12 protein-coding genes, 2 tRNA genes and 3 rRNA genes are annotated in these 20,634 nt (G+C 58.9%); 16 read left to right on the plus strand and 1 reads right to left on the minus strand.

Going from position 1 to position 20,634, the window contains the following annotated elements; genetic code table 11:
* Positions 1-3: 3 nt before the first annotated feature.
* The 10 genes from aptA to AC5O5R_RS03090 all read left to right on the plus strand — a co-directional run bounded on the left by aptA (position 4) and on the right by AC5O5R_RS03090 (position 12,508).
* Positions 4-1,350 carry an omega-aminotransferase AptA gene (gene aptA, locus AC5O5R_RS03045; protein ID WP_494512051.1) on the plus strand — a complete coding sequence of 449 codons (1,347 nt, stop codon included), beginning with the start codon at positions 4-6 and terminating at the stop codon, positions 1,348-1,350.
* 73 nt (positions 1,351-1,423) lie between these two features.
* The gene (locus AC5O5R_RS03050) at positions 1,424-2,917 is read left to right on the plus strand and encodes a CoA-acylating methylmalonate-semialdehyde dehydrogenase (protein WP_172232977.1); all 1,494 of its coding nucleotides are present in this window, start codon (positions 1,424-1,426) and stop codon (positions 2,915-2,917) included.
* A gap of 680 nt (positions 2,918-3,597) precedes the next feature.
* Positions 3,598-5,134: ribosomal RNA gene (locus AC5O5R_RS03055) — 16S ribosomal RNA — on the plus strand.
* A gap of 85 nt (positions 5,135-5,219) precedes the next feature.
* Positions 5,220-5,296: transfer RNA gene (locus AC5O5R_RS03060), tRNA-Ile, on the plus strand.
* A gap of 24 nt (positions 5,297-5,320) precedes the next feature.
* Positions 5,321-5,396 (plus strand) — tRNA-Ala (locus AC5O5R_RS03065).
* Positions 5,397-5,640: 244 nt separating this feature from the next.
* A 23S ribosomal RNA gene (locus tag AC5O5R_RS03070) occupies positions 5,641-8,533 on the plus strand.
* A gap of 143 nt (positions 8,534-8,676) precedes the next feature.
* Positions 8,677-8,792: ribosomal RNA gene (rrf, locus tag AC5O5R_RS03075) — 5S ribosomal RNA — on the plus strand.
* Together the 16S, 23S and 5S rRNA genes with 2 tRNA genes alongside form the textbook arrangement of a ribosomal RNA operon.
* 153 nt (positions 8,793-8,945) lie before the next feature.
* On the plus strand, positions 8,946-9,605 hold the full coding sequence (locus AC5O5R_RS03080) for a paraquat-inducible protein A (protein WP_172229936.1): 660 nt from the start codon (positions 8,946-8,948) through the stop codon (positions 9,603-9,605).
* Positions 9,592-10,215: a paraquat-inducible protein A gene (locus AC5O5R_RS03085; RefSeq protein WP_172287246.1), complete on the plus strand. Its 624-nt coding sequence runs from the start codon at positions 9,592-9,594 to the stop codon at positions 10,213-10,215. Before AC5O5R_RS03080 ends, AC5O5R_RS03085 begins: the two co-directional genes overlap by 14 nt.
* Positions 10,208-12,508 (plus strand): PqiB family protein, encoded by a 2,301-nt coding sequence (locus AC5O5R_RS03090; RefSeq protein ID WP_172287244.1) that lies wholly within the window; start codon positions 10,208-10,210, stop codon positions 12,506-12,508. The genes AC5O5R_RS03085 and AC5O5R_RS03090 overlap by 8 nt, the downstream gene beginning before the upstream one ends.
* A 206-nt stretch (positions 12,509-12,714) precedes the next feature.
* Here AC5O5R_RS03090 and rpsT read toward each other — a convergent pair whose 3' ends face one another.
* Positions 12,715-12,993 carry a 30S ribosomal protein S20 gene (rpsT, locus tag AC5O5R_RS03095; protein ID WP_003247625.1) on the minus strand — a complete coding sequence of 93 codons (279 nt, stop codon included), beginning with the start codon at positions 12,991-12,993 and terminating at the stop codon, positions 12,715-12,717.
* A gap of 250 nt (positions 12,994-13,243) precedes the next feature.
* On the opposite strand from rpsT, the gene murJ reads away from it, so the two are divergent.
* The 6 genes from murJ (at position 13,244) to ispH (ending at position 20,579) form a co-directional block, all read left to right on the plus strand.
* The gene (gene murJ / locus AC5O5R_RS03100; protein ID WP_172229945.1) at positions 13,244-14,782 is read left to right on the plus strand and encodes a murein biosynthesis integral membrane protein MurJ; all 1,539 of its coding nucleotides are present in this window, start codon (positions 13,244-13,246) and stop codon (positions 14,780-14,782) included.
* Positions 14,783-14,900: 118 nt separating this feature from the next.
* Positions 14,901-15,851 (plus strand): bifunctional riboflavin kinase/FAD synthetase, encoded by a 951-nt coding sequence (gene ribF, locus AC5O5R_RS03105; protein WP_172229948.1) that lies wholly within the window; start codon positions 14,901-14,903, stop codon positions 15,849-15,851.
* Positions 15,848-18,679, plus strand: coding sequence for an isoleucine--tRNA ligase (gene ileS / locus AC5O5R_RS03110; RefSeq protein ID WP_172287242.1), 2,832 nt, complete (start codon positions 15,848-15,850; stop codon positions 18,677-18,679). Before ribF ends, ileS begins: the two co-directional genes overlap by 4 nt.
* The gene (lspA, locus tag AC5O5R_RS03115; protein ID WP_172233412.1) at positions 18,672-19,187 is read left to right on the plus strand and encodes a signal peptidase II; all 516 of its coding nucleotides are present in this window, start codon (positions 18,672-18,674) and stop codon (positions 19,185-19,187) included. Before ileS ends, lspA begins: the two co-directional genes overlap by 8 nt.
* On the plus strand, positions 19,180-19,617 hold the full coding sequence (fkpB, locus tag AC5O5R_RS03120; RefSeq protein WP_172287241.1) for an FKBP-type peptidyl-prolyl cis-trans isomerase: 438 nt from the start codon (positions 19,180-19,182) through the stop codon (positions 19,615-19,617). The genes lspA and fkpB overlap by 8 nt, the downstream gene beginning before the upstream one ends.
* A 14-nt stretch (positions 19,618-19,631) precedes the next feature.
* Complete coding sequence (gene ispH, locus AC5O5R_RS03125) at positions 19,632-20,579, plus strand: 4-hydroxy-3-methylbut-2-enyl diphosphate reductase (RefSeq protein ID WP_172287240.1); 948 nt, start codon at positions 19,632-19,634, stop codon at positions 20,577-20,579.
* The last annotated feature ends 55 nt before the right edge of the window (positions 20,580-20,634 follow it).

Below are 20,634 nucleotides of genomic sequence, written 5' to 3' on the forward strand. Positions count from 1 at the left end.
CCGATGAACATGCCCGAAACCGCAACCGTCGGTATCGCCAGCCAGCTCAAGCTGGATGCGCACTGGATGCCCTACACCGCCAACCGCAACTTCCACCGTGATCCACGCCTGATCGTGGCGGCCGAAGGCAATTACCTGGTCGATGACCAGGGGCGCAAGATTTTCGATGCCTTGTCTGGCTTGTGGACCTGCGGCGCCGGGCATACCCGCAAGGAAATCACCGAAGCGGTTACTCGCCAGCTGAGCACGCTGGACTACTCCCCAGCGTTCCAGTTCGGCCATCCGCTGTCGTTCCAGCTGGCGGAAAAGATTGCCGACCTGGTGCCGGGCGATCTGAACCACGTCTTCTATACCAACTCCGGTTCCGAGTGCGCCGACACTGCGCTGAAGATGGTGCGCGCCTACTGGCGCCTCAAAGGCCAGGCGAGCAAGACCAAGATTATCGGCCGTGCCCGTGGCTACCATGGCGTGAACATTGCCGGTACCAGCCTGGGTGGCGTCAACGGTAACCGCAAGATGTTTGGCCAGTTGCTCGATGTCGATCACCTGCCTCACACCGTACTGCCGGTGAACGCCTTCTCCAAGGGCATGCCGGAAGAGGGCGGTATTGCCCTGGCGGACGAAATGCTCAAGCTGATCGAGCTGCACGATGCCTCCAACATCGCGGCGGTGATCGTTGAGCCGCTGGCCGGCTCGGCCGGTGTACTGCCGCCGCCGAAGGGTTACCTGAAGCGCCTGCGTGAAATATGCACCCAGCACAACATCCTGCTGATCTTCGACGAAGTGATCACCGGCTTCGGCCGCATGGGTGCGATGACCGGCGCCGAAGCCTTCGGCGTGACCCCGGACCTGATGTGCATTGCCAAGCAGGTAACCAACGGTGCCATCCCCATGGGCGCGGTGATTGCCAGCAGCGAGATCTACCAGACCTTCATGAACCAGCCGACGCCGGAATACGCCGTAGAATTCCCGCATGGATACACCTATTCGGCACACCCGGTAGCCTGCGCCGCCGGCATCGCTGCGCTGGACCTGCTGCAGAAGGAAAACCTGGTGCAGTCCGCCGCCGAGCTGGCGCCGCACTTCGAGAAGCTGCTGCACGGCGTGAAGGGCACCAAGAACGTTGTTGATATCCGTAACTACGGCTTGGCCGGCGCCATTCAGATCGCCGCCCGTGACGGTGATGCCATTGTCCGCCCGTACGAAGTGGCGATGAAATTGTGGAAGGCAGGCTTCTATGTGCGCTTCGGTGGCGACACCCTGCAGTTCGGCCCGACGTTCAACACCACGCCGCAGCAACTGGATCGCCTGTTCGACGCCGTTGGCGAAAACCTGAACCTGATCGACTGATCTATCCGATTTTGATGCCAGGCGCGCGCACGTATTCCGCGCCTGCATTTACCTTCTTTATCTGGAGTTTTGCATGAGCATTGTTCAGCACCTGATCCATGGCGAGCTGGTTACCAAGGGTGAGCGCACCGCCGATGTCTTCAACCCGTCCACTGGCCAGGCCGTTCGCAAGGTCGAGCTGGCCAGCCGCGCGACCGTGCAGGAAGCGATCGACTCGGCCAAGGCCGCCTTCCCGGCCTGGCGCAATACCCCGCCGGCCAAGCGCGCCCAGGTGATGTTCCGCTTCAAGCAACTGTTGGAGCAGAACGAAGCACGTATCTCGCAGATGATCAGCGAAGAGCACGGCAAGACTTTGGAAGACGCCGCAGGTGAACTGAAGCGTGGCATCGAGAACGTAGAGTTCGCCTGTGCCGCGCCTGAAGTACTGAAAGGCGAGTACAGCCGCAACGTCGGCCCGAACATCGACGCCTGGTCCGACTTCCAGCCGCTGGGCGTGGTTGCCGGCATCACCCCGTTCAACTTCCCGGCCATGGTGCCGCTGTGGATGTACCCACTGGCCATCGCTTGCGGTAACGCTTTTATCCTCAAGCCTTCAGAGCGTGATCCGAGCTCGACGCTGTTCATTGCCCAGTTGCTGCTGGAAGCCGGTTTGCCGAAGGGCATTCTCAACGTGGTGCACGGCGACAAGGAAGCCGTGGATGCGCTGATCGAAGCGCCAGAGGTGAAAGCGCTGAGTTTCGTCGGATCGACCCCGATTGCCGAATACATCTATGCCGAAGGCACCAAGCGCGGCAAGCGCGTGCAGGCGCTGGGTGGTGCCAAGAACCATGCGGTGCTGATGCCGGATGCCGACCTGGACAACGCCGTCAGCGCACTGATGGGCGCAGCCTATGGTTCGTGCGGCGAGCGTTGCATGGCCATTTCGGTGGCGGTGTGTGTGGGCGACCAGGTGGCCGATGCCCTGATTGCCAAGCTGGAGCCGCAGATCAAGGCACTGAAGATTGGTGCCGGTACCTCGTGCGGTCTGGACATGGGTCCGCTGGTCACCGCTGCTGCCCGGGACAAGGTCGTCGGTTACATCGATGACGGTGTTGCTGCTGGCGCGAAGCTGGTGGTGGACGGCCGTGGCTTCCGTGTGACCGGTAATGAAGATGGCTATTTTGTTGGTGGCACCCTGTTCGACAAGGTGACCCCGGAGATGCGCATCTATAAAGAAGAGATCTTCGGCCCGGTGCTGTGCGTGGTGCGGGTGAACAGCCTGGAGCAGGCCATGCAGTTGATCAATGATCACGAGTATGGCAACGGCACATGCATCTTCACCCGTGACGGTGAGGCCGCGCGTCTGTTCTGTGACGAGATTGAAGTGGGCATGGTGGGTGTCAACGTACCGCTTCCGGTGCCGGTGGCTTATCACAGCTTTGGTGGGTGGAAGCGTTCGTTGTTTGGTGACCTGCATGCTTATGGGCCGGATGGGGTGCGGTTCTATACCCGTCGCAAGGCTATTACCCAGCGTTGGCCGCAGCGGGCTAGTCATGAGGCGTCGCAGTTTGCGTTTCCTAGCCTTTAAGGCGGGTAACTGAAGCGGGGAGGCCGATAGGCCTCCCCGCTTTGTTTTGGGGTTTTGGATATTGGGTCTGGTATTGCTGTGCTGTGCTGATGGTCGTCAGGGCAGCGCTCGATCTCACAGGCGCCGAAAGGGTTGTGGCAGGCACTTGTCGGCCTTGATACGGTCTTTGCCCCTATATTTCACTTTCTTGAAATTAAAGGTTGACGCCCTTTCGAATCCCCTTATAATGCGCCCCACTTCCAGCGACAACGGAACGACAAACTCCTTGATATTCAACGAGTTAGGTAGTTCAGAGGATGCTGTAAGGGCTTCGATCGAAAGATCGGCAGCGGTGATAAAGGCAGTTGACAGCGGATTTAAACGCTGTATTATTCGCCTCCCGCTACGAGAGATCGCAGCGAGCCAAGTGTTTGAAGCTAAACGAGTTTCTCGGAAAAAACTTCAAAATAAACGCTTGACAGGCTCTGAGGAAAGCGTAGAATGCGCGCCTCGGTTGAGACGAAAAGCTCTTAACCAAACGCTCTTTAACAAATCGAATCAAGCAATTCGTGTGGGTGCTTGTGAGTACGGACTGATAGTCAGAAAGATTATCAGCATCACAAGTGGCCATGCGAGAAATCACATAGTCATTTGAGATTGCTGAGCCAAGTTTAGGGTTTCTTAAAAACCCAAGCAGTATTGAACTGAAGAGTTTGATCATGGCTCAGATTGAACGCTGGCGGCAGGCCTAACACATGCAAGTCGAGCGGATGACGGGAGCTTGCTCCTGGATTCAGCGGCGGACGGGTGAGTAATGCCTAGGAATCTGCCTGGTAGTGGGGGACAACGTTTCGAAAGGAACGCTAATACCGCATACGTCCTACGGGAGAAAGCAGGGGACCTTCGGGCCTTGCGCTATCAGATGAGCCTAGGTCGGATTAGCTAGTTGGTGGGGTAATGGCTCACCAAGGCGACGATCCGTAACTGGTCTGAGAGGATGATCAGTCACACTGGAACTGAGACACGGTCCAGACTCCTACGGGAGGCAGCAGTGGGGAATATTGGACAATGGGCGAAAGCCTGATCCAGCCATGCCGCGTGTGTGAAGAAGGTCTTCGGATTGTAAAGCACTTTAAGTTGGGAGGAAGGGCAGTAAGCGAATACCTTGCTGTTTTGACGTTACCGACAGAATAAGCACCGGCTAACTCTGTGCCAGCAGCCGCGGTAATACAGAGGGTGCAAGCGTTAATCGGAATTACTGGGCGTAAAGCGCGCGTAGGTGGTTTGTTAAGTTGGATGTGAAAGCCCCGGGCTCAACCTGGGAACTGCATCCAAAACTGGCAAGCTAGAGTACGGTAGAGGGTGGTGGAATTTCCTGTGTAGCGGTGAAATGCGTAGATATAGGAAGGAACACCAGTGGCGAAGGCGACCACCTGGACTGATACTGACACTGAGGTGCGAAAGCGTGGGGAGCAAACAGGATTAGATACCCTGGTAGTCCACGCCGTAAACGATGTCAACTAGCCGTTGGAATCCTTGAGATTTTAGTGGCGCAGCTAACGCATTAAGTTGACCGCCTGGGGAGTACGGCCGCAAGGTTAAAACTCAAATGAATTGACGGGGGCCCGCACAAGCGGTGGAGCATGTGGTTTAATTCGAAGCAACGCGAAGAACCTTACCAGGCCTTGACATGCAGAGAACTTTCCAGAGATGGATTGGTGCCTTCGGGAACTCTGACACAGGTGCTGCATGGCTGTCGTCAGCTCGTGTCGTGAGATGTTGGGTTAAGTCCCGTAACGAGCGCAACCCTTGTCCTTAGTTACCAGCACGTTATGGTGGGCACTCTAAGGAGACTGCCGGTGACAAACCGGAGGAAGGTGGGGATGACGTCAAGTCATCATGGCCCTTACGGCCTGGGCTACACACGTGCTACAATGGTCGGTACAGAGGGTTGCCAAGCCGCGAGGTGGAGCTAATCTCACAAAACCGATCGTAGTCCGGATCGCAGTCTGCAACTCGACTGCGTGAAGTCGGAATCGCTAGTAATCGCGAATCAGAATGTCGCGGTGAATACGTTCCCGGGCCTTGTACACACCGCCCGTCACACCATGGGAGTGGGTTGCACCAGAAGTAGCTAGTCTAACCTTCGGGAGGACGGTTACCACGGTGTGATTCATGACTGGGGTGAAGTCGTAACAAGGTAGCCGTAGGGGAACCTGCGGCTGGATCACCTCCTTAATCGACGACATCAGCCTGCTGATGAGCACCCACACGAATTGCTTGATTCATTGTAAAAGACGATGCTGTAAAGCGACCCTGTTATAGGTCTGTAGCTCAGTTGGTTAGAGCGCACCCCTGATAAGGGTGAGGTCGGCAGTTCAAATCTGCCCAGACCTACCATTACATGGTTTAGCCGCAGAATACGGGGCCATAGCTCAGCTGGGAGAGCGCCTGCCTTGCACGCAGGAGGTCAGCGGTTCGATCCCGCTTGGCTCCACCACTTTCGCTGTACACAGTCACTTGTCAGAACTTAGAAATGAACATTCGTGAATGAATGTTGATTTCTGACTTTTGTCAGATCGTTCTTTAAAAATTCGGATATGTGATAGAAATAGACTGAACACCAGTTTCACTGCTGGTGGATCAGGCTAAGGTAAAATTTGTGAGTTCTGCTCGAAAGAGCGACGTGCGAATTTTCGGCGAATGTCGTCTTCACAGTATAACCAGATTGCTTGGGGTTATATGGTCAAGTGAAGAAGCGCATACGGTGGATGCCTTGGCAGTCAGAGGCGATGAAAGACGTGGTAGCCTGCGATAAGCTTTGGGGAGTCGGCAAACAGACTGTGATCCAGAGATCTCTGAATGGGGGAACCCACTCAGCACAAGCTGAGTATCTTGTACTGAATACATAGGTGCAAGAGGCGAACCAGGGGAACTGAAACATCTAAGTACCCTGAGGAATAGAAATCAACCGAGATTCCCTTAGTAGTGGCGAGCGAACGGGGACCAGCCCTTAAGTTGGTTTGAGATTAGTGGAACGCTCTGGAAAGTGCGGCCATAGTGGGTGATAGCCCCGTACACGAAAATCTCTTATCAATGAAATCGAGTAGGACGGAGCACGAGAAACTTTGTCTGAATATGGGGGGACCATCCTCCAAGGCTAAATACTACTGACTGACCGATAGTGAACCAGTACCGTGAGGGAAAGGCGAAAAGAACCCCGGAGAGGGGAGTGAAATAGATCCTGAAACCGTATGCGTACAAGCAGTGGGAGCCTACTTTGTTAGGTGACTGCGTACCTTTTGTATAATGGGTCAGCGACTTATATTCAGTGGCGAGCTTAACCGAATAGGGGAGGCGTAGCGAAAGCGAGTCTTAATAGGGCGTTTAGTCGCTGGGTATAGACCCGAAACCGGGCGATCTATCCATGGGCAGGTTGAAGGTTAGGTAACACTGACTGGAGGACCGAACCGACTACCGTTGAAAAGTTAGCGGATGACCTGTGGATCGGAGTGAAAGGCTAATCAAGCTCGGAGATAGCTGGTTCTCCTCGAAAGCTATTTAGGTAGCGCCTCATGTATCACTGTAGGGGGTAGAGCACTGTTTCGGCTAGGGGGTCATCCCGACTTACCAAACCGATGCAAACTCCGAATACCTACAAGTGCCGAGCATGGGAGACACACGGCGGGTGCTAACGTCCGTCGTGAAAAGGGAAACAACCCAGACCGTCAGCTAAGGTCCCAAAGTCATGGTTAAGTGGGAAACGATGTGGGAAGGCTTAGACAGCTAGGAGGTTGGCTTAGAAGCAGCCACCCTTTAAAGAAAGCGTAATAGCTCACTAGTCGAGTCGGCCTGCGCGGAAGATGTAACGGGGCTCAAACCATGCACCGAAGCTACGGGTATCATCTTATGATGATGCGGTAGAGGAGCGTTCTGTAAGCCTGTGAAGGTGAGTTGAGAAGCTTGCTGGAGGTATCAGAAGTGCGAATGCTGACATGAGTAACGACAATGCGAGTGAAAAACTCGCACGCCGAAAGACCAAGGTTTCCTGCGCAACGTTAATCGACGCAGGGTTAGTCGGTCCCTAAGGCGAGGCTGAAAAGCGTAGTCGATGGAAAACAGGTTAATATTCCTGTACTTCCAGTTATTGCGATGGAGGGACGGAGAAGGTTAGGCCAGCCTGGCGTTGGTTGTCCAGGTTTAAGGTGGTAGGCTGAAATCTTAGGCAAATCCGGGATTTCAAGGCCGAGAGCTGATGACGAGTTGCCTTTAGGCGACGAAGTGGTTGATACCATGCTTCCAAGAAAAGCTCCTAAGCTTCAGATAACTGGGAACCGTACCCCAAACCGACACAGGTGGTTAGGTAGAGAATACCAAGGCGCTTGAGAGAACTCGGGTGAAGGAACTAGGCAAAATGGCACCGTAACTTCGGGAGAAGGTGCGCCGGCGAGGGTCAAGGACTTGCTCCGTAAGCCCATGCCGGTCGAAGATACCAGGCCGCTGCGACTGTTTATTAAAAACACAGCACTCTGCAAACACGAAAGTGGACGTATAGGGTGTGACGCCTGCCCGGTGCCGGAAGGTTAATTGATGGGGTTAGCGCAAGCGAAGCTCTTGATCGAAGCCCCGGTAAACGGCGGCCGTAACTATAACGGTCCTAAGGTAGCGAAATTCCTTGTCGGGTAAGTTCCGACCTGCACGAATGGCGTAACGATGGCGGCGCTGTCTCCACCCGAGACTCAGTGAAATTGAAATCGCTGTGAAGATGCAGTGTATCCGCGGCTAGACGGAAAGACCCCGTGAACCTTTACTATAGCTTTGCACTGGACTTTGAATTTGCTTGTGTAGGATAGGTGGGAGGCTTTGAAGTGGGGACGCCAGTTCTCATGGAGCCATCCTTGAAATACCACCCTGGCAACTTTGAGGTTCTAACTCAGGTCCGTTATCCGGATCGAGGACAGTGTATGGTGGGTAGTTTGACTGGGGCGGTCTCCTCCCAAAGAGTAACGGAGGAGTACGAAGGTGCGCTCAGACCGGTCGGAAATCGGTCGTAGAGTATAAAGGCAAAAGCGCGCTTGACTGCGAGACACACACGTCGAGCAGGTACGAAAGTAGGTCTTAGTGATCCGGTGGTTCTGTATGGAAGGGCCATCGCTCAACGGATAAAAGGTACTCCGGGGATAACAGGCTGATACCGCCCAAGAGTTCATATCGACGGCGGTGTTTGGCACCTCGATGTCGGCTCATCACATCCTGGGGCTGAAGCCGGTCCCAAGGGTATGGCTGTTCGCCATTTAAAGTGGTACGCGAGCTGGGTTTAGAACGTCGTGAGACAGTTCGGTCCCTATCTGCCGTGGACGTTTGAGATTTGAGAGGGGCTGCTCCTAGTACGAGAGGACCGGAGTGGACGAACCTCTGGTGTTCCGGTTGTCACGCCAGTGGCATTGCCGGGTAGCTATGTTCGGAAGAGATAACCGCTGAAAGCATCTAAGCGGGAAACTTGCCTCAAGATGAGATCTCACTGGGATCTAGAATCCCCTAAAGGGCCGTCGAAGACTACGACGTTGATAGGTTGGGTGTGTAAGCGCTGTGAGGCGTTGAGCTAACCAATACTAATTGCCCGTGAGGCTTGACCATATAACACCCAAGCAATTTGCTCATGCAGATTGCGGTGGTGAAGATGACACGAACCGAAAGTTCGCACTGTTCACAAAGCATCACAACTATCACATATCCGAATTCGCTGGGCTGTCCATCTGGACATTCTGGCTACAGAATTTCTTGACGACCATAGAGCATTGGAACCACCTGATCCCATCCCGAACTCAGTAGTGAAACGATGCATCGCCGATGGTAGTGTGGGGTCTCCCCATGTGAGAGTAGGTCATCGTCAAGATTCATTTCGCAAAACCCCTATCTGCGCATGCAGGTAGGGGTTTTGTCTTTGTGGGCGAAAATCTCAGGTATCGTGCATGCCTGTGGTTTGTCGGCTCCCACAATTCGAGCCAGAACACTAGAATAGGCTCACGCACCTATCCAGAAGGGCTCCATGTCCAACCCTGTCGAACCCCAAACGCTGGCCCAGTTGCCGCTGGACGAGTTGGTCGCCTGCCACGAATGCGACCTGCTGCTACGCAAGCCTGTGCTCCAGCATGATGAGAAAGCCCAATGCCCGCGCTGCGGCTACGAGCTCTATGCCCATCGCCATAATGTGGTCAATCGCAGTCTGGCCCTGGTGCTCACAGCCCTGTTGCTATTCGTACCGGCAAACTTCCTGCCGATCATGCAGTTGCACCTGCTTGGCCAGACGTCGGACGACACTGTCTGGAGCGGCGTAGTGGGCCTGTACAATTCGGAAATGCGCGGCGTGGCGGTAGTGGTGTTCTTGTGCAGCATGGCCATTCCCCTGGCAAAACTGCTCTGCCAGCTGGCTGTGCTGCTCAGTATCCGCCTGAACATCGGGCGCAACTTCGGCCTGCTGTTCTACCGTATCTATCACCACCTGCGCGACTGGGGCATGCTCGAGGTCTATTTCATGGGTGTGCTGGTGGCCATCGTCAAGCTGGTGGACCTGGCCGAATTGACCGTGGGTTTGGGGTTGTTCTGCTTTATCAGTCTGTTGCTGATCCAGGTCTGGCTTGAAGTGGTGATGTCACCGCACCAGATCTGGAGTGCGCTATCGGGGGAGGACCTGCATGCGGGCGATTGATGCGGGCATTCTTGTCTGCAATGAATGTCACGAACTGAACAGAAATGAGCCGGGCAGCAAGTCGCAAACCTGCACCCGCTGCGGTGCGATTGTGCATGCGCGCCGGCCGAACAGCATCGTGCGTACCTGGGCGTTGCTGATTGCAGCGTCGATTCTGTACATCCCGGCCAATGTCCTGCCGATCATGACCGTGAGCACCTTGGGGCAAGGCAGCCCCGACACGATCATGTCCGGCGTCATCACCCTGCTCAAGCACGGCATGGTGCCCATTGCCGCCGTGGTGTTCATTGCCAGCATCCTGGTACCCACGTTCAAGCTGGTGGGGATTGGCCTGTTGTTGTACTCGGTGCAGCGCCGTCAGCCGCTTTCGGCGCGGCAGCGCATATTGATGTACCGCTTCATCGAATTCATCGGGCGCTGGTCCATGCTGGATATCTTCGTCATTGCCATCCTGGTGGCGGTGGTGAATTTCGGCCGGATAGCCAGTGTCGAAGCCAACCTGGGCGCTGTCGCCTTCGCAACTGTGGTGATCCTGACAATGCTTGCCGCTTTAACTTTCGATCCCCGACTGATTTGGGATAACACGGAGTCGGATGACGACCATGAGTGACCTGCCAACGGCTAAAACCCGCCCAGCCTCGAACTGGTCGGCTATCTGGATCCTGCCATTGATCGCGTTGATGATCGGGGGCTGGCTCGCATGGCAGGCATACCGTGATGCCGGCGTGGAAATTGAAGTCCGCTTCGAGTCGGGTGAGGGCATCGTCGCCAACAAGACCGAGGTTATCTACAAAGGCATGCCGGTTGGCAAGGTCAAGAGCCTGGTGCTCGATGCCCAGGGCGAGAAGCAGGGGGTGATCGCCACCATCGAGATGAACAAGGCCGCCGAGCCGCATCTCACTAAAGGCACCCGCTTCTGGCTGGTGAAGCCGAGCGTCACCCTGGCGGGTATTTCCGGCCTTGAAACGCTGGTGTCGGGCAACTATATCGCCGTCAGCCCGGGGGAGGGGGAGCGCACCAAGCGCTTTACCGCGTTGAAAGTGGCGCCACCGCTCTCGGACTCGGAACCCGGCCTGCATTTGATGCTCAAGGCCGAGAGGCTGGGCTCGCTCAATCGCGATAGCCCGGTGTTCTACAAGCAGATCCAGGTTGGCCGGGTGAAAAGCTATCGGCTGTCCGAGGACCAGAGCACTGTTGAGGTCAAGGTGTTCATCGAGCCGGCATACGCCAGCCTGGTGCGTAAACATACGCGTTTCTGGAATGCCAGCGGCGTCAGCATCGATGCTTCGCTGTCGGGGGTGAAAGTGCGTAGCGAGTCACTGTCGAGCATTGTCGCCGGCGGTATCGCCTTCGCCACGCCGGAATACCGCAAGGACAGCCCGCCAACCGACCCGAGCCTGCCATTCCGCCTGTATGAAGACTTCGATGCAGCCCAGGCCGGTATCCGGGTCAAGGTCAAGCTGAGCGACTATGAAGGCCTGCAGGCCGGCCGTACGCCGGTCATGTACAAGGGCATCCAGGTTGGCTCGCTGAAAGCCCTGAAGATGGAAGACAACCTGGCCAGCGCATCCGCCGAGCTGACGCTGGACCCGTTGACCGAAGACTACCTGGTCGAGGGCACGCAGTTCTGGGTGGTGAAACCCTCCATATCCCTGGCGGGTATTACCGGCCTGGAAGCACTGGTCAAAGGTAACTACATCGCCATTCGTCCAGGTGAGAAGGGCGCGCGGCCAGAGCGTGAGTTCGAGGCGCGCGCCAAGGCGCCGCCGCTCGACCTCAAGGCGCCGGGCCTGCACATGGTGTTATTCGCCGATACCCTGGGGTCGCTCGAGATCGGCAGCCCGGTGATGTACCGCCAGGTGAAGGTAGGTAGCGTGCAGAGCTACCAGTTCGCCCGCAACAGCAACCGTATCCTGATCGGTGTGCATATCGAGAAGGAATACGAGAAGCTGGTCAACGGCTCGTCGCGCTTCTGGAACGTCAGCGGTATTACCCTGACGGGCGGCTTGTCGGGCATCAAGATCAAGAGTGAATCACTGCAGACACTGATGGCCGGTGGTATCGCGTTCGACACGCCGCGCCCCGATGTAGCACTTAAACGCCATATCCCACGTTTCCGCCTGCATGAGAGCCAGGAGGCGGTGAACCGTGCGGGTACGTTGATCACCATTCGGGTAGACCGTGCCGATGGCCTCAAGCCGGGTACTGCGATCCGCTTCCGCGGCCTGGATGTAGGCAGTATCGAGAGCGTCGACCTGACCGATGACCTGCAGGCTGTGCTGCTGCGGGCGCGCATTACCGAGTCGGCGAACCGCATTGCACGTGCAGGCACGCAGTTCTGGGTCGTCAAGCCGGCCTTGGGTCTGGTACGCACCGAGAACCTCGATACCCTGGTGGGCGGGCAGTACCTGGAAGTTCAGCCAGCCGCCAAAGACCGTGGCCCGCAGCGCGACTTCATTGCCTTGGCCGATGCGCCGCAAGTGGCAGGGCCGGAGGTCGGCCTGCCGTTGACGCTCAGCGCCCCGCGCCGTGGTTCGATCAAGCCGGGTGTGCCGGTAACCTATCGTGAGGTTACGGTGGGTAAGGTGACGGGTTTCGAGCTGGGCCAGAGTGCTGATCGGGTGCTGATCCATATTCTCATCGAGCCGCGCTATGCCGCCTTGGTGCGCAGCGGCAGCCGCTTCTGGAACAGCAGTGGCTTCGGTTTCGACTGGGGGCTGTTCAAGGGGGCTACGGTGCGCACCGAGTCGGTGGAAACCCTGATTGATGGCGGTATCGCCTTCGCAACACCGGACGGTGAGCAGATGGGCAACCCGGCACGGCCTCAGCAGACGTTTGCCCTGTTTGAGAAGGCTGAAGATGAATGGCTGCAGTGGGCGCCGAAGATCCAGATAGCCAGGTAAATGCAGGGGCGGCTCACCGGCGAGGGCGGTGACGCGGTGAATGGCACCGGCTTTGCCGGTGTTCGCGGGTGAGCCCGCTCCTGCAGGTATGTCAATTGATGCTGATTCCTTGGCAATTCAAGGTAAATGTTTGGAGTGAACAATTGCCATGAATTGCAGGCAACAAAAAACCGACCCTAAGGTCGGTTTTTCGAATAGCGCGTCGCTTAGGCAGCTGCAGCTTCTTTCAGCGCCTTGATGTGGCCATTCAGACGGCCTTTGTGACGAGCAGCCTTGTTCTTGTGGATGATACCCTTGTCGGCCATACGGTCGATTACAGGTACAGCCAGAACGTAAGCGGCTTGCGCTTTTTCGGCGTCTTTTGCGTCAATGGCTTTAACTACATTCTTGATGTAGGTGCGGACCATGGAACGCAGGCTGGCGTTGTGGCTGCGACGCTTCTCAGCCTGTTTTGCACGTTTCTTGGCGGAAGGTGTGTTGGCCACCGTCGAGCTCCTCGAAAGACTTTAGGTAAATAGCAAACAAAATAGGCCGCGAATCATGCCGATGAGTCGACCGGATGTCAAGGCCACCTGCAAGGTTCCGCCGAGCGGTGCGCCAACAACCTGGAAAGATTCCTTTCTGCTGCGCGACCTGTACACTCGGGAATTTTTGGCTCCCCTGCAACGGCGCGGGAGTATCGCACATTCGGACGCTGTCTGGCAGCGTCCTCTGTCATTGGCGTGAATCTTTTCGATGAACCTGCTCAAATCCCTGGCTGCAGTAAGCTCGATCACCATGATTTCGCGGGTGCTAGGCTTCGTTCGTGACACCATCCTGGCGCGCATCTTTGGTGCTGGCGTTGCCACCGACGCCTTCTTCATCGCGTTCAAGCTGCCCAACCTGCTGCGGCGCATATTCGCCGAGGGTGCGTTCTCGCAGGCGTTCGTGCCGATTCTGGCCGAGTACAAGACCCAGCAAGGCGAGGAGGCGACACGCACCTTCATCGCCTATGTCACTGGCCTGCTGACCCTGGTCCTGGCCCTGGTGACCACCATCGGCATCCTGGCGGCGCCGTGGGTGGTGTGGGCAACCGCCCCAGGTTTTGTCGACAGCGCAGAAAAATATGAGCTCACCACCGACCTGTTGCGGGTGACATTTCCTTATATATTGCTGATTTCGTTGTCGTCGCTGGCCGGCGCGATCCTCAATACCTGGAACCGTTTCTCGGTACCGGCCTTCACCCCGACCCTGCTGAACGTGGCGATGATCGCCTTTGCCCTGCTGCTGACACCGTACTTCAATCCGCCGATCATGGCCCTGGCCTGGGGCGTGCTGGCGGGCGGCCTGGCGCAGTTGCTGTACCAGCTGCCGGCATTGAAGAAGATCGGCATGCTGGTCCTGCCGCGCCTGAACCTCAAGGATGCCGGCGTCTGGCGTGTGCTCAAGCAGATGCTGCCGGCCATTCTCGGAGTATCGGTAAGCCAGATATCGCTGATCATCAATACCATCTTCGCCTCCTTCCTGGTGGCCGGCTCGGTGTCGTGGATGTATTACGCCGACCGCCTGATGGAGCTTCCTTCAGGCGTGCTGGGCGTGGCCTTGGGTACCATCCTGCTGCCAACCCTGGCCAAGACCTACGCCAACAAGGACCGCGAAGAGTACTCGCGGATCCTCGACTGGGGCCTGCGGCTGTGCTTCCTGCTGGTACTGCCTTGCACCCTGGCCCTTGGCATCCTGGCCGAGCCCCTGACCGTGGCGCTGTTCCAGTACGGCAAGTTCAGCGCCTTCGACGCGGCCATGACCCAGCGCGCGCTGATTGCCTATTCCGTGGGTTTGCTGGCAATCATTCTGGTCAAGGTGCTGGCACCGGGCTTCTATGCGCAGCAGAATATCCGTACACCGGTGAAGATTGCCGTGTTCACCCTGGTCTGTACCCAGCTGTTCAACCTGGCCCTGGTCGGCCCGTTCGCGCATGCCGGCCTGGCCCTGGCCATCAGCCTGGGTGCCTGCCTGAATGCCGGCCTGCTGTTCTGGAAGCTGCGCAGCCAGCAGCTGTTCGAGCCGCAGCCTGGCTGGGCGATGTTCCTGTTCAAGCTGGTGCTGGCGGTGACGCTGATGTCGGCAGTATTGCTGGCCGGCATGCACTATATGCCGGCCTGGGAGCAGGGCAGCATGCTCGAGCGCTTCATGCGCCTGGGCGCACTGATCCTGGCCGGTGTGGTGACGTACTTCGGTTGCCTGTACCTTTGTGGGTTCCGGCCCCGGCATTTTGCCCGCAAGGCCTTGCACTAAGGCGCTGGGCGGGTCAGGCGTCGGTTTTTAGCATTCCACGCCGCCCTTGGGCGCTGCTGCCTGTCACCGGCGCCCGGGTGTGGTTATAATCGGCCACTTTATGAGCAAGAAGCGCGTTATGCAGCTGGTTCGAGGTCTTCACAACCTGCGCCCCGAGCACCGGGGCTGTGTCGCCACCATTGGCAACTTCGACGGGGTTCACCGCGGCCACCAGGCAATCCTGGCGCGCCTGCGCGAGCGCGGCCAGGCCTTGGGCCTGCCGACCTGCGTGGTGATCTTCGAACCGCAACCACGCGAGTACTTCGCCCCCGAGACTGCCCCTGCGCGCCTGGCTCGCCTGCGCGACAAGGTCGAGCTGCTGGCCGGCGAAGGCATCGACCGGGTGCTGTGCCTGGCATTCAACCAGCGCCTGAGCAGCCTCAGCGCCGATGACTTCGTCAAGGCTATCCTGGTCGATGGCCTGGGCGTGCGCCACCTTGAAGTGGGCGATGACTTCCGCTTTGGCTGCGACCGCGCTGGCGATTTCGCCTTCCTGGTCGAAGCCGGCAAGCAGTACGGCTTCACCGTCGAGGCGGCCAACACGGTCATCCAGGATGGCCTGCGGGTCAGCAGCACCGAAGTGCGCCAGGCCCTGGCCGAAGGCAACTTCGAGCTGGCCGAGCACCTGCTGGGCCGCCCCTACAGCATCACCGGCCGCGTGCTGCATGGCCAGAAACTGGCCCGCCAGCTCGGCACACCGACTGCCAACATCCAGCTCAAGCGCCGCCGCGTGCCGCTGTCCGGGGTCTACTTGGCCAGCATCGAGATCGACGGCAAGGCCTGGCCGGGTGTCGGCAATATTGGCGTGCGCCCCACCGTAGCCGGTGACGGGCGCCCGCACCTGGAGATTCATCTGCTGGACTATGCTGGCGACCTTTACGGTCGGCGCCTGACGGTGGAGTTCCACCACAAGCTGCGTGAAGAGCAGCGATTCGCCTCCCTGGAGGCGCTGAAGTCGGCGATCGATGCGGATATCGCCGCCGCACGTGCACATTGGCACGCTCAACCGCTAACCAAGAGCCTGAAATGACCGACTACAAAGCCACGCTTAACCTTCCGGACACCGCCTTCCCCATGAAGGCCGGCCTGCCTCAGCGCGAACCGCAGATACTGCAGCGCTGGGACAGCATTGGCCTGTACCAGAAGCTGCGCGAGATTGGCAAGGATCGTCCCAAGTTCGTGCTGCACGACGGCCCGCCCTATGCCAACGGCAAGATTCACATCGGTCATGCGCTGAACAAGATTCTCAAGGACATGATCGTCCGCTCCAAGACCCTGGCCGGCTTCGATGCCCCGTACGTGCCGGGCTGGGACTGCCACGGCCTGCCGATCGAGCACAAGGTCGAGGTCACCCACGGCAAGCACCTGTCGGCCGACCGCACCCGCGAGCTGTGCCGCGAGTACGCCGCCGAGCAGATCGAAGGGCAGAAGACCGAGTTCATCCGCCTGGGCGTGCTGGGTGACTGGGACAACCCGTACAAGACCATGAACTTCGCCAACGAGGCCGGTGAAATCCGTGCCCTGGCCGAAATGGTCAAGCAAGGCTTCGTGTTCAAGGGCCTCAAGCCTGTGAACTGGTGCTTCGATTGCGGCTCGGCCCTGGCCGAAGCCGAAGTCGAGTACGCCGACAAGAAATCGCAAACCATCGACGTGGCCTTCCCGGTGGCCGACCAAGCCAAGCTGGCTGCCGCCTTCGGCCTGCCTTCGCTGGCCAAGCCTGCCGCCATCGTGATCTGGACCACCACCGCGTGGACCATCCCGGCCAACCAGGCGCTGAACATCCATCCGGAATTCAAGTACGCCCTGGTCGATACCGGCGAGCGTCTGCTGGTGCTGGCCGAAGAGCTGGTCGAAGCCTGCCTCGAACGCTGGAACCTGGAAGGCTCGGTAATCGCCACCGCTCAGGGTTCGGCGCTGGAACTGATCAACTTCCGCCATCCGTTCTACGACCGCCTGTCGCCGGTGTACCTGGCCGACTACGTCGAGCTGGGCGCCGGTACCGGCGTGGTTCACTCCGCCCCTGCCTACGGTGAAGACGACTTCGTCACCTGCAAGCGCTACGGCATGGTCAACGACGACATTCTTACCCCGGTGCAAAGCAACGGCGTGTATGTCGAATCGCTGGAGTTCTTCGGCGGCCAGTTCATCTGGAAGGCCAACCCGGCCATCGTCGAGAAGCTGAGCGAAGTCGGTGCGCTGATGCACACCGAAACCATCAGCCATAGCTACATGCACTGCTGGCGCCACAAGACCCCGCTGATCTACCGCGCCACCGCGCAGTGGTTCGTCGGCATGGACAAGCAGCCAAGCACGGGCGAGCCGCTGCGTGAGCGCGCGCTCAAGGCCATTGAAGAGACCAGGTTCGTCCCGGCCTGGGGTCAGGCGCGCCTGCATTCGATGATCGCCAACCGCCCGGACTGGTGCATCTCGCGTCAGCGCAACTGGGGTGTGCCGATTCCGTTCTTCCTGCACAAGCAGACCGGCGAGCTGCACCCGCGCACCGTCGAGCTGATGGACGAAGTGGCCACGCGCGTCGAGCAGCAAGGTATCGAGGCCTGGTTCAAGCTGGACGCCGCCGAGCTGCTGGGCGCTGAAGCGGACCAGTACGACAAGATCAGCGACACCCTCGACGTGTGGTTCGACTCGGGCACTACCCACTGGCACGTGCTGCGTGGTTCGCACGATATCGGCCATGCCACCGGCCCGCGCGCCGACCTGTACCTGGAAGGTTCCGACCAGCACCGCGGCTGGTTCCATTCTTCCCTGCTGACCGGTTGCGCCATCGACAACCACGCGCCGTATCGCGAGCTGCTTACCCACGGTTTCACCGTGGACGAGAACGGTCGCAAGATGTCCAAGTCGCTGGGCAACACCATCGAGCCGGAAAAGGTCAACAACACCCTGGGTGCCGACATCCTGCGCCTGTGGGTCTCCGCCACCGACTACTCCGGTGAAATGGCGGTTTCCGAGCAGATCCTGCAGCGCAGCGCCGACGCCTACCGCCGCATCCGCAACACCGCGCGCTTCCTGCTTTCCAACCTGTCCGGCTTCGACCCGGCGCGCGACCTGCTGGCGCCGCAAGACATGCTGGCACTGGACCGCTGGGCCGTGGACCGCGCCTTGCTGCTGCAGCGCGAGCTGGAAGAGCACTACAGCGAGTACCGGTTCTGGAACGTCTACTCCAAGGTGCATAACTTCTGCGTGCAGGAGCTGGGCGGCTTCTACCTCGACATCATCAAGGACCGCCAGTACACCACCGGCGCCAACAGTGTCGCCCGCCGTTCGTGCCAGACCGCGCTGTACCACATCAGCGAGGCGCTGGTGCGCTGGATCGCGCCGATCCTGGCGTTCACCGCCGACGAAATCTGGCAGTACCTGCCGGGTGAGCGCAACGAGTCGGTCATGCTCAACGGCTGGTATCAGGGCCTGAGCGAGCTGCCGGAAGGCATCGAGCTGGACCGCGCCTACTGGGACCGCGTGATGGCGGTGAAAGCATCGGTCAACAAGGAGCTGGAAAACCAGCGTACCGCCAAGGTCATCGGCGGCAACCTGCAGGCTGAAGTCACCCTGTACGCCGACGAAGGCCTGAGCGCCGACCTGGGCAAGCTGGGCGACGAGCTGCGCTTCGTGCTGATCACTTCGGCCGCCAGCGTGGTGCCGTTCGTGCAGGCACCGGCCGAAGCCGTGGCCACCGAAGTCGAAGGCCTCAAGCTGCAAGTGGTCAAGTCCGGCCACGCCAAGTGCGGCCGTTGCTGGCACTTCCGTGCCGACGTCGGCAGCCACCCGGAGCACCCGGAAATCTGCAGCCGTTGCGTCGACAACCTGAGCGGTTCGGGTGAGGTGCGTCACTATGCCTAACCCTGCAGAGGGGCGCTTCGGGCGCCTTGCATGGCTTTGGCTGAGCTTGCTGGTGCTGGTCCTCGACCAGGCCACCAAGCTGTACTTCAACAACGCCCTGACCATGTACCAGCAGATTGTCGTCATCCCTGACTACTTCAGCTGGACCCTGGCCTACAACACCGGTGCCGCGTTCAGCTTCCTGGCTGACGGCGCCGGCTGGCAGCGCTGGCTGTTTGCGCTGATCGCGGTCGTGGTCAGCGCGGTGCTGGTGGTATGGCTCAAACGCCTGGGGCGCAACGAAACCTGGCTGGCCGTGGCGCTGGCGCTGGTACTGGGTGGTGCGATCGGCAACCTGTATGACCGGGTCGTGCTCGGCCATGTGGTCGATTTCATCCTGGTGCACTGGCAGAACCGCCATTATTTCCCGGCCTTCAACGTGGCCGACAGTGCCATCACCGTTGGTGCGGTGATGCTGGCGCTGGATATGTTCAAGAGCAAGAAGTCCGAGGATCCGGTCCATGACTGACACCCGTATCGGCCAGAACACCGAAGTCACCCTGCACTTCGCGCTGCACCTGGAAAACGGCGACACCGTCGACAGCACGTTCGACAAGGCCCCGGCCACCTTCAAGGTCGGTGACGGCAACCTGCTGCCTGGTTTCGAAAGCGCGTTGTTCGGCTTCAAGGCTGGTGACAAGCGTACTGTAGTGGTGGCCCCGGAGAATGCCTTCGGCCAGCCCAATCCGCAGAACATGCAAACCATGCCGCGGTCCCAGTTCGAAGGCATGGAGCTGTCCGAAGGGCTGCTGATCATTTTCAACGATGCCGCCAACGCCGAGCTTCCGGGCGTGGTCAAAGCATTCGATGATGACCAGGTGACCATCGACTTCAATCACCCACTGGCTGGCAAGACCCTGACCTTCGAGGTGGAGATCCTCGAGGTGAAGGCCCTGTAAGCCTGGAGCCGAGCATGCAAATCAAACTCGCCAACCCTCGCGGCTTCTGCGCGGGGGTCGACCGGGCGATCGAGATCGTCAACCGCGCGCTGGAAGTCTTCGGCCCGCCGATCTATGTGCGTCACGAAGTGGTGCACAACAAGTTCGTGGTGGAAGACCTGCGCAACCGTGGTGCCATCTTTGTCGAAGAGCTGGACCAGGTACCGGATGATGTCATCGTCATCTTCAGTGCCCATGGTGTTTCCCAGGCCGTGCGCCAGGAAGCCGCTGGCCGTGGCCTGAAGGTGTTCGATGCCACCTGCCCACTGGTCACCAAGGTGCACATCGAGGTGGCCAAGTACAGCCGTGACGGCCGTGAGTGCATTCTCATCGGCCACCAAGGGCACCCGGAAGTCGAAGGCACCATGGGCCAGTACGACGCCAGCAATGGCGGTGACATCTACCTTGTCGAGGACGAGAAGGACGTTGCCAACCTGCAGGTGAGAGACCCGGACCACCTGGCCTTCGTCACCCAGACCACGTTGTCGATGGACGATACAAGCCGTGTCATCGATGCCCTGCGTGCGCGCTTCCCGAACATCGGCGGCCCGCGCAAGGACGACATTTGCTACGCCACCCAGAACCGCCAGGACGCGGTGAAGCAACTGGCGGACGAGTGCGATGTGGTACTGGTGGTCGGCAGCCCCAACAGCTCCAACTCCAACCGCCTGCGCGAGCTGGCCGAGCGCATGGGCACCCCGGCCTACCTGATCGACGGTGCCGAGGACCTGCAACGTGGCTGGTTCGACCAGAAGCTGCGCATCGGCATCACCGCCGGCGCCTCGGCCCCCGAAGTACTGGTGCGTGGTGTGATCGAGCAGCTCAGGGCCTGGGGCGCCACCGGCGCCGAGGAACTGGACGGGCGTGAAGAGAACATCACCTTCTCGATGCCCAAAGAGCTGCGGGTTCGCTCGCTGATCTAATGTAAGCCTGTATTGGCCTCATCGCCGGCAAGCCAGCTCCCACAGGAATAACACT

The sequence above is a fragment of the Pseudomonas sp. 8_5_2 genome (genome assembly GCF_059295255.1).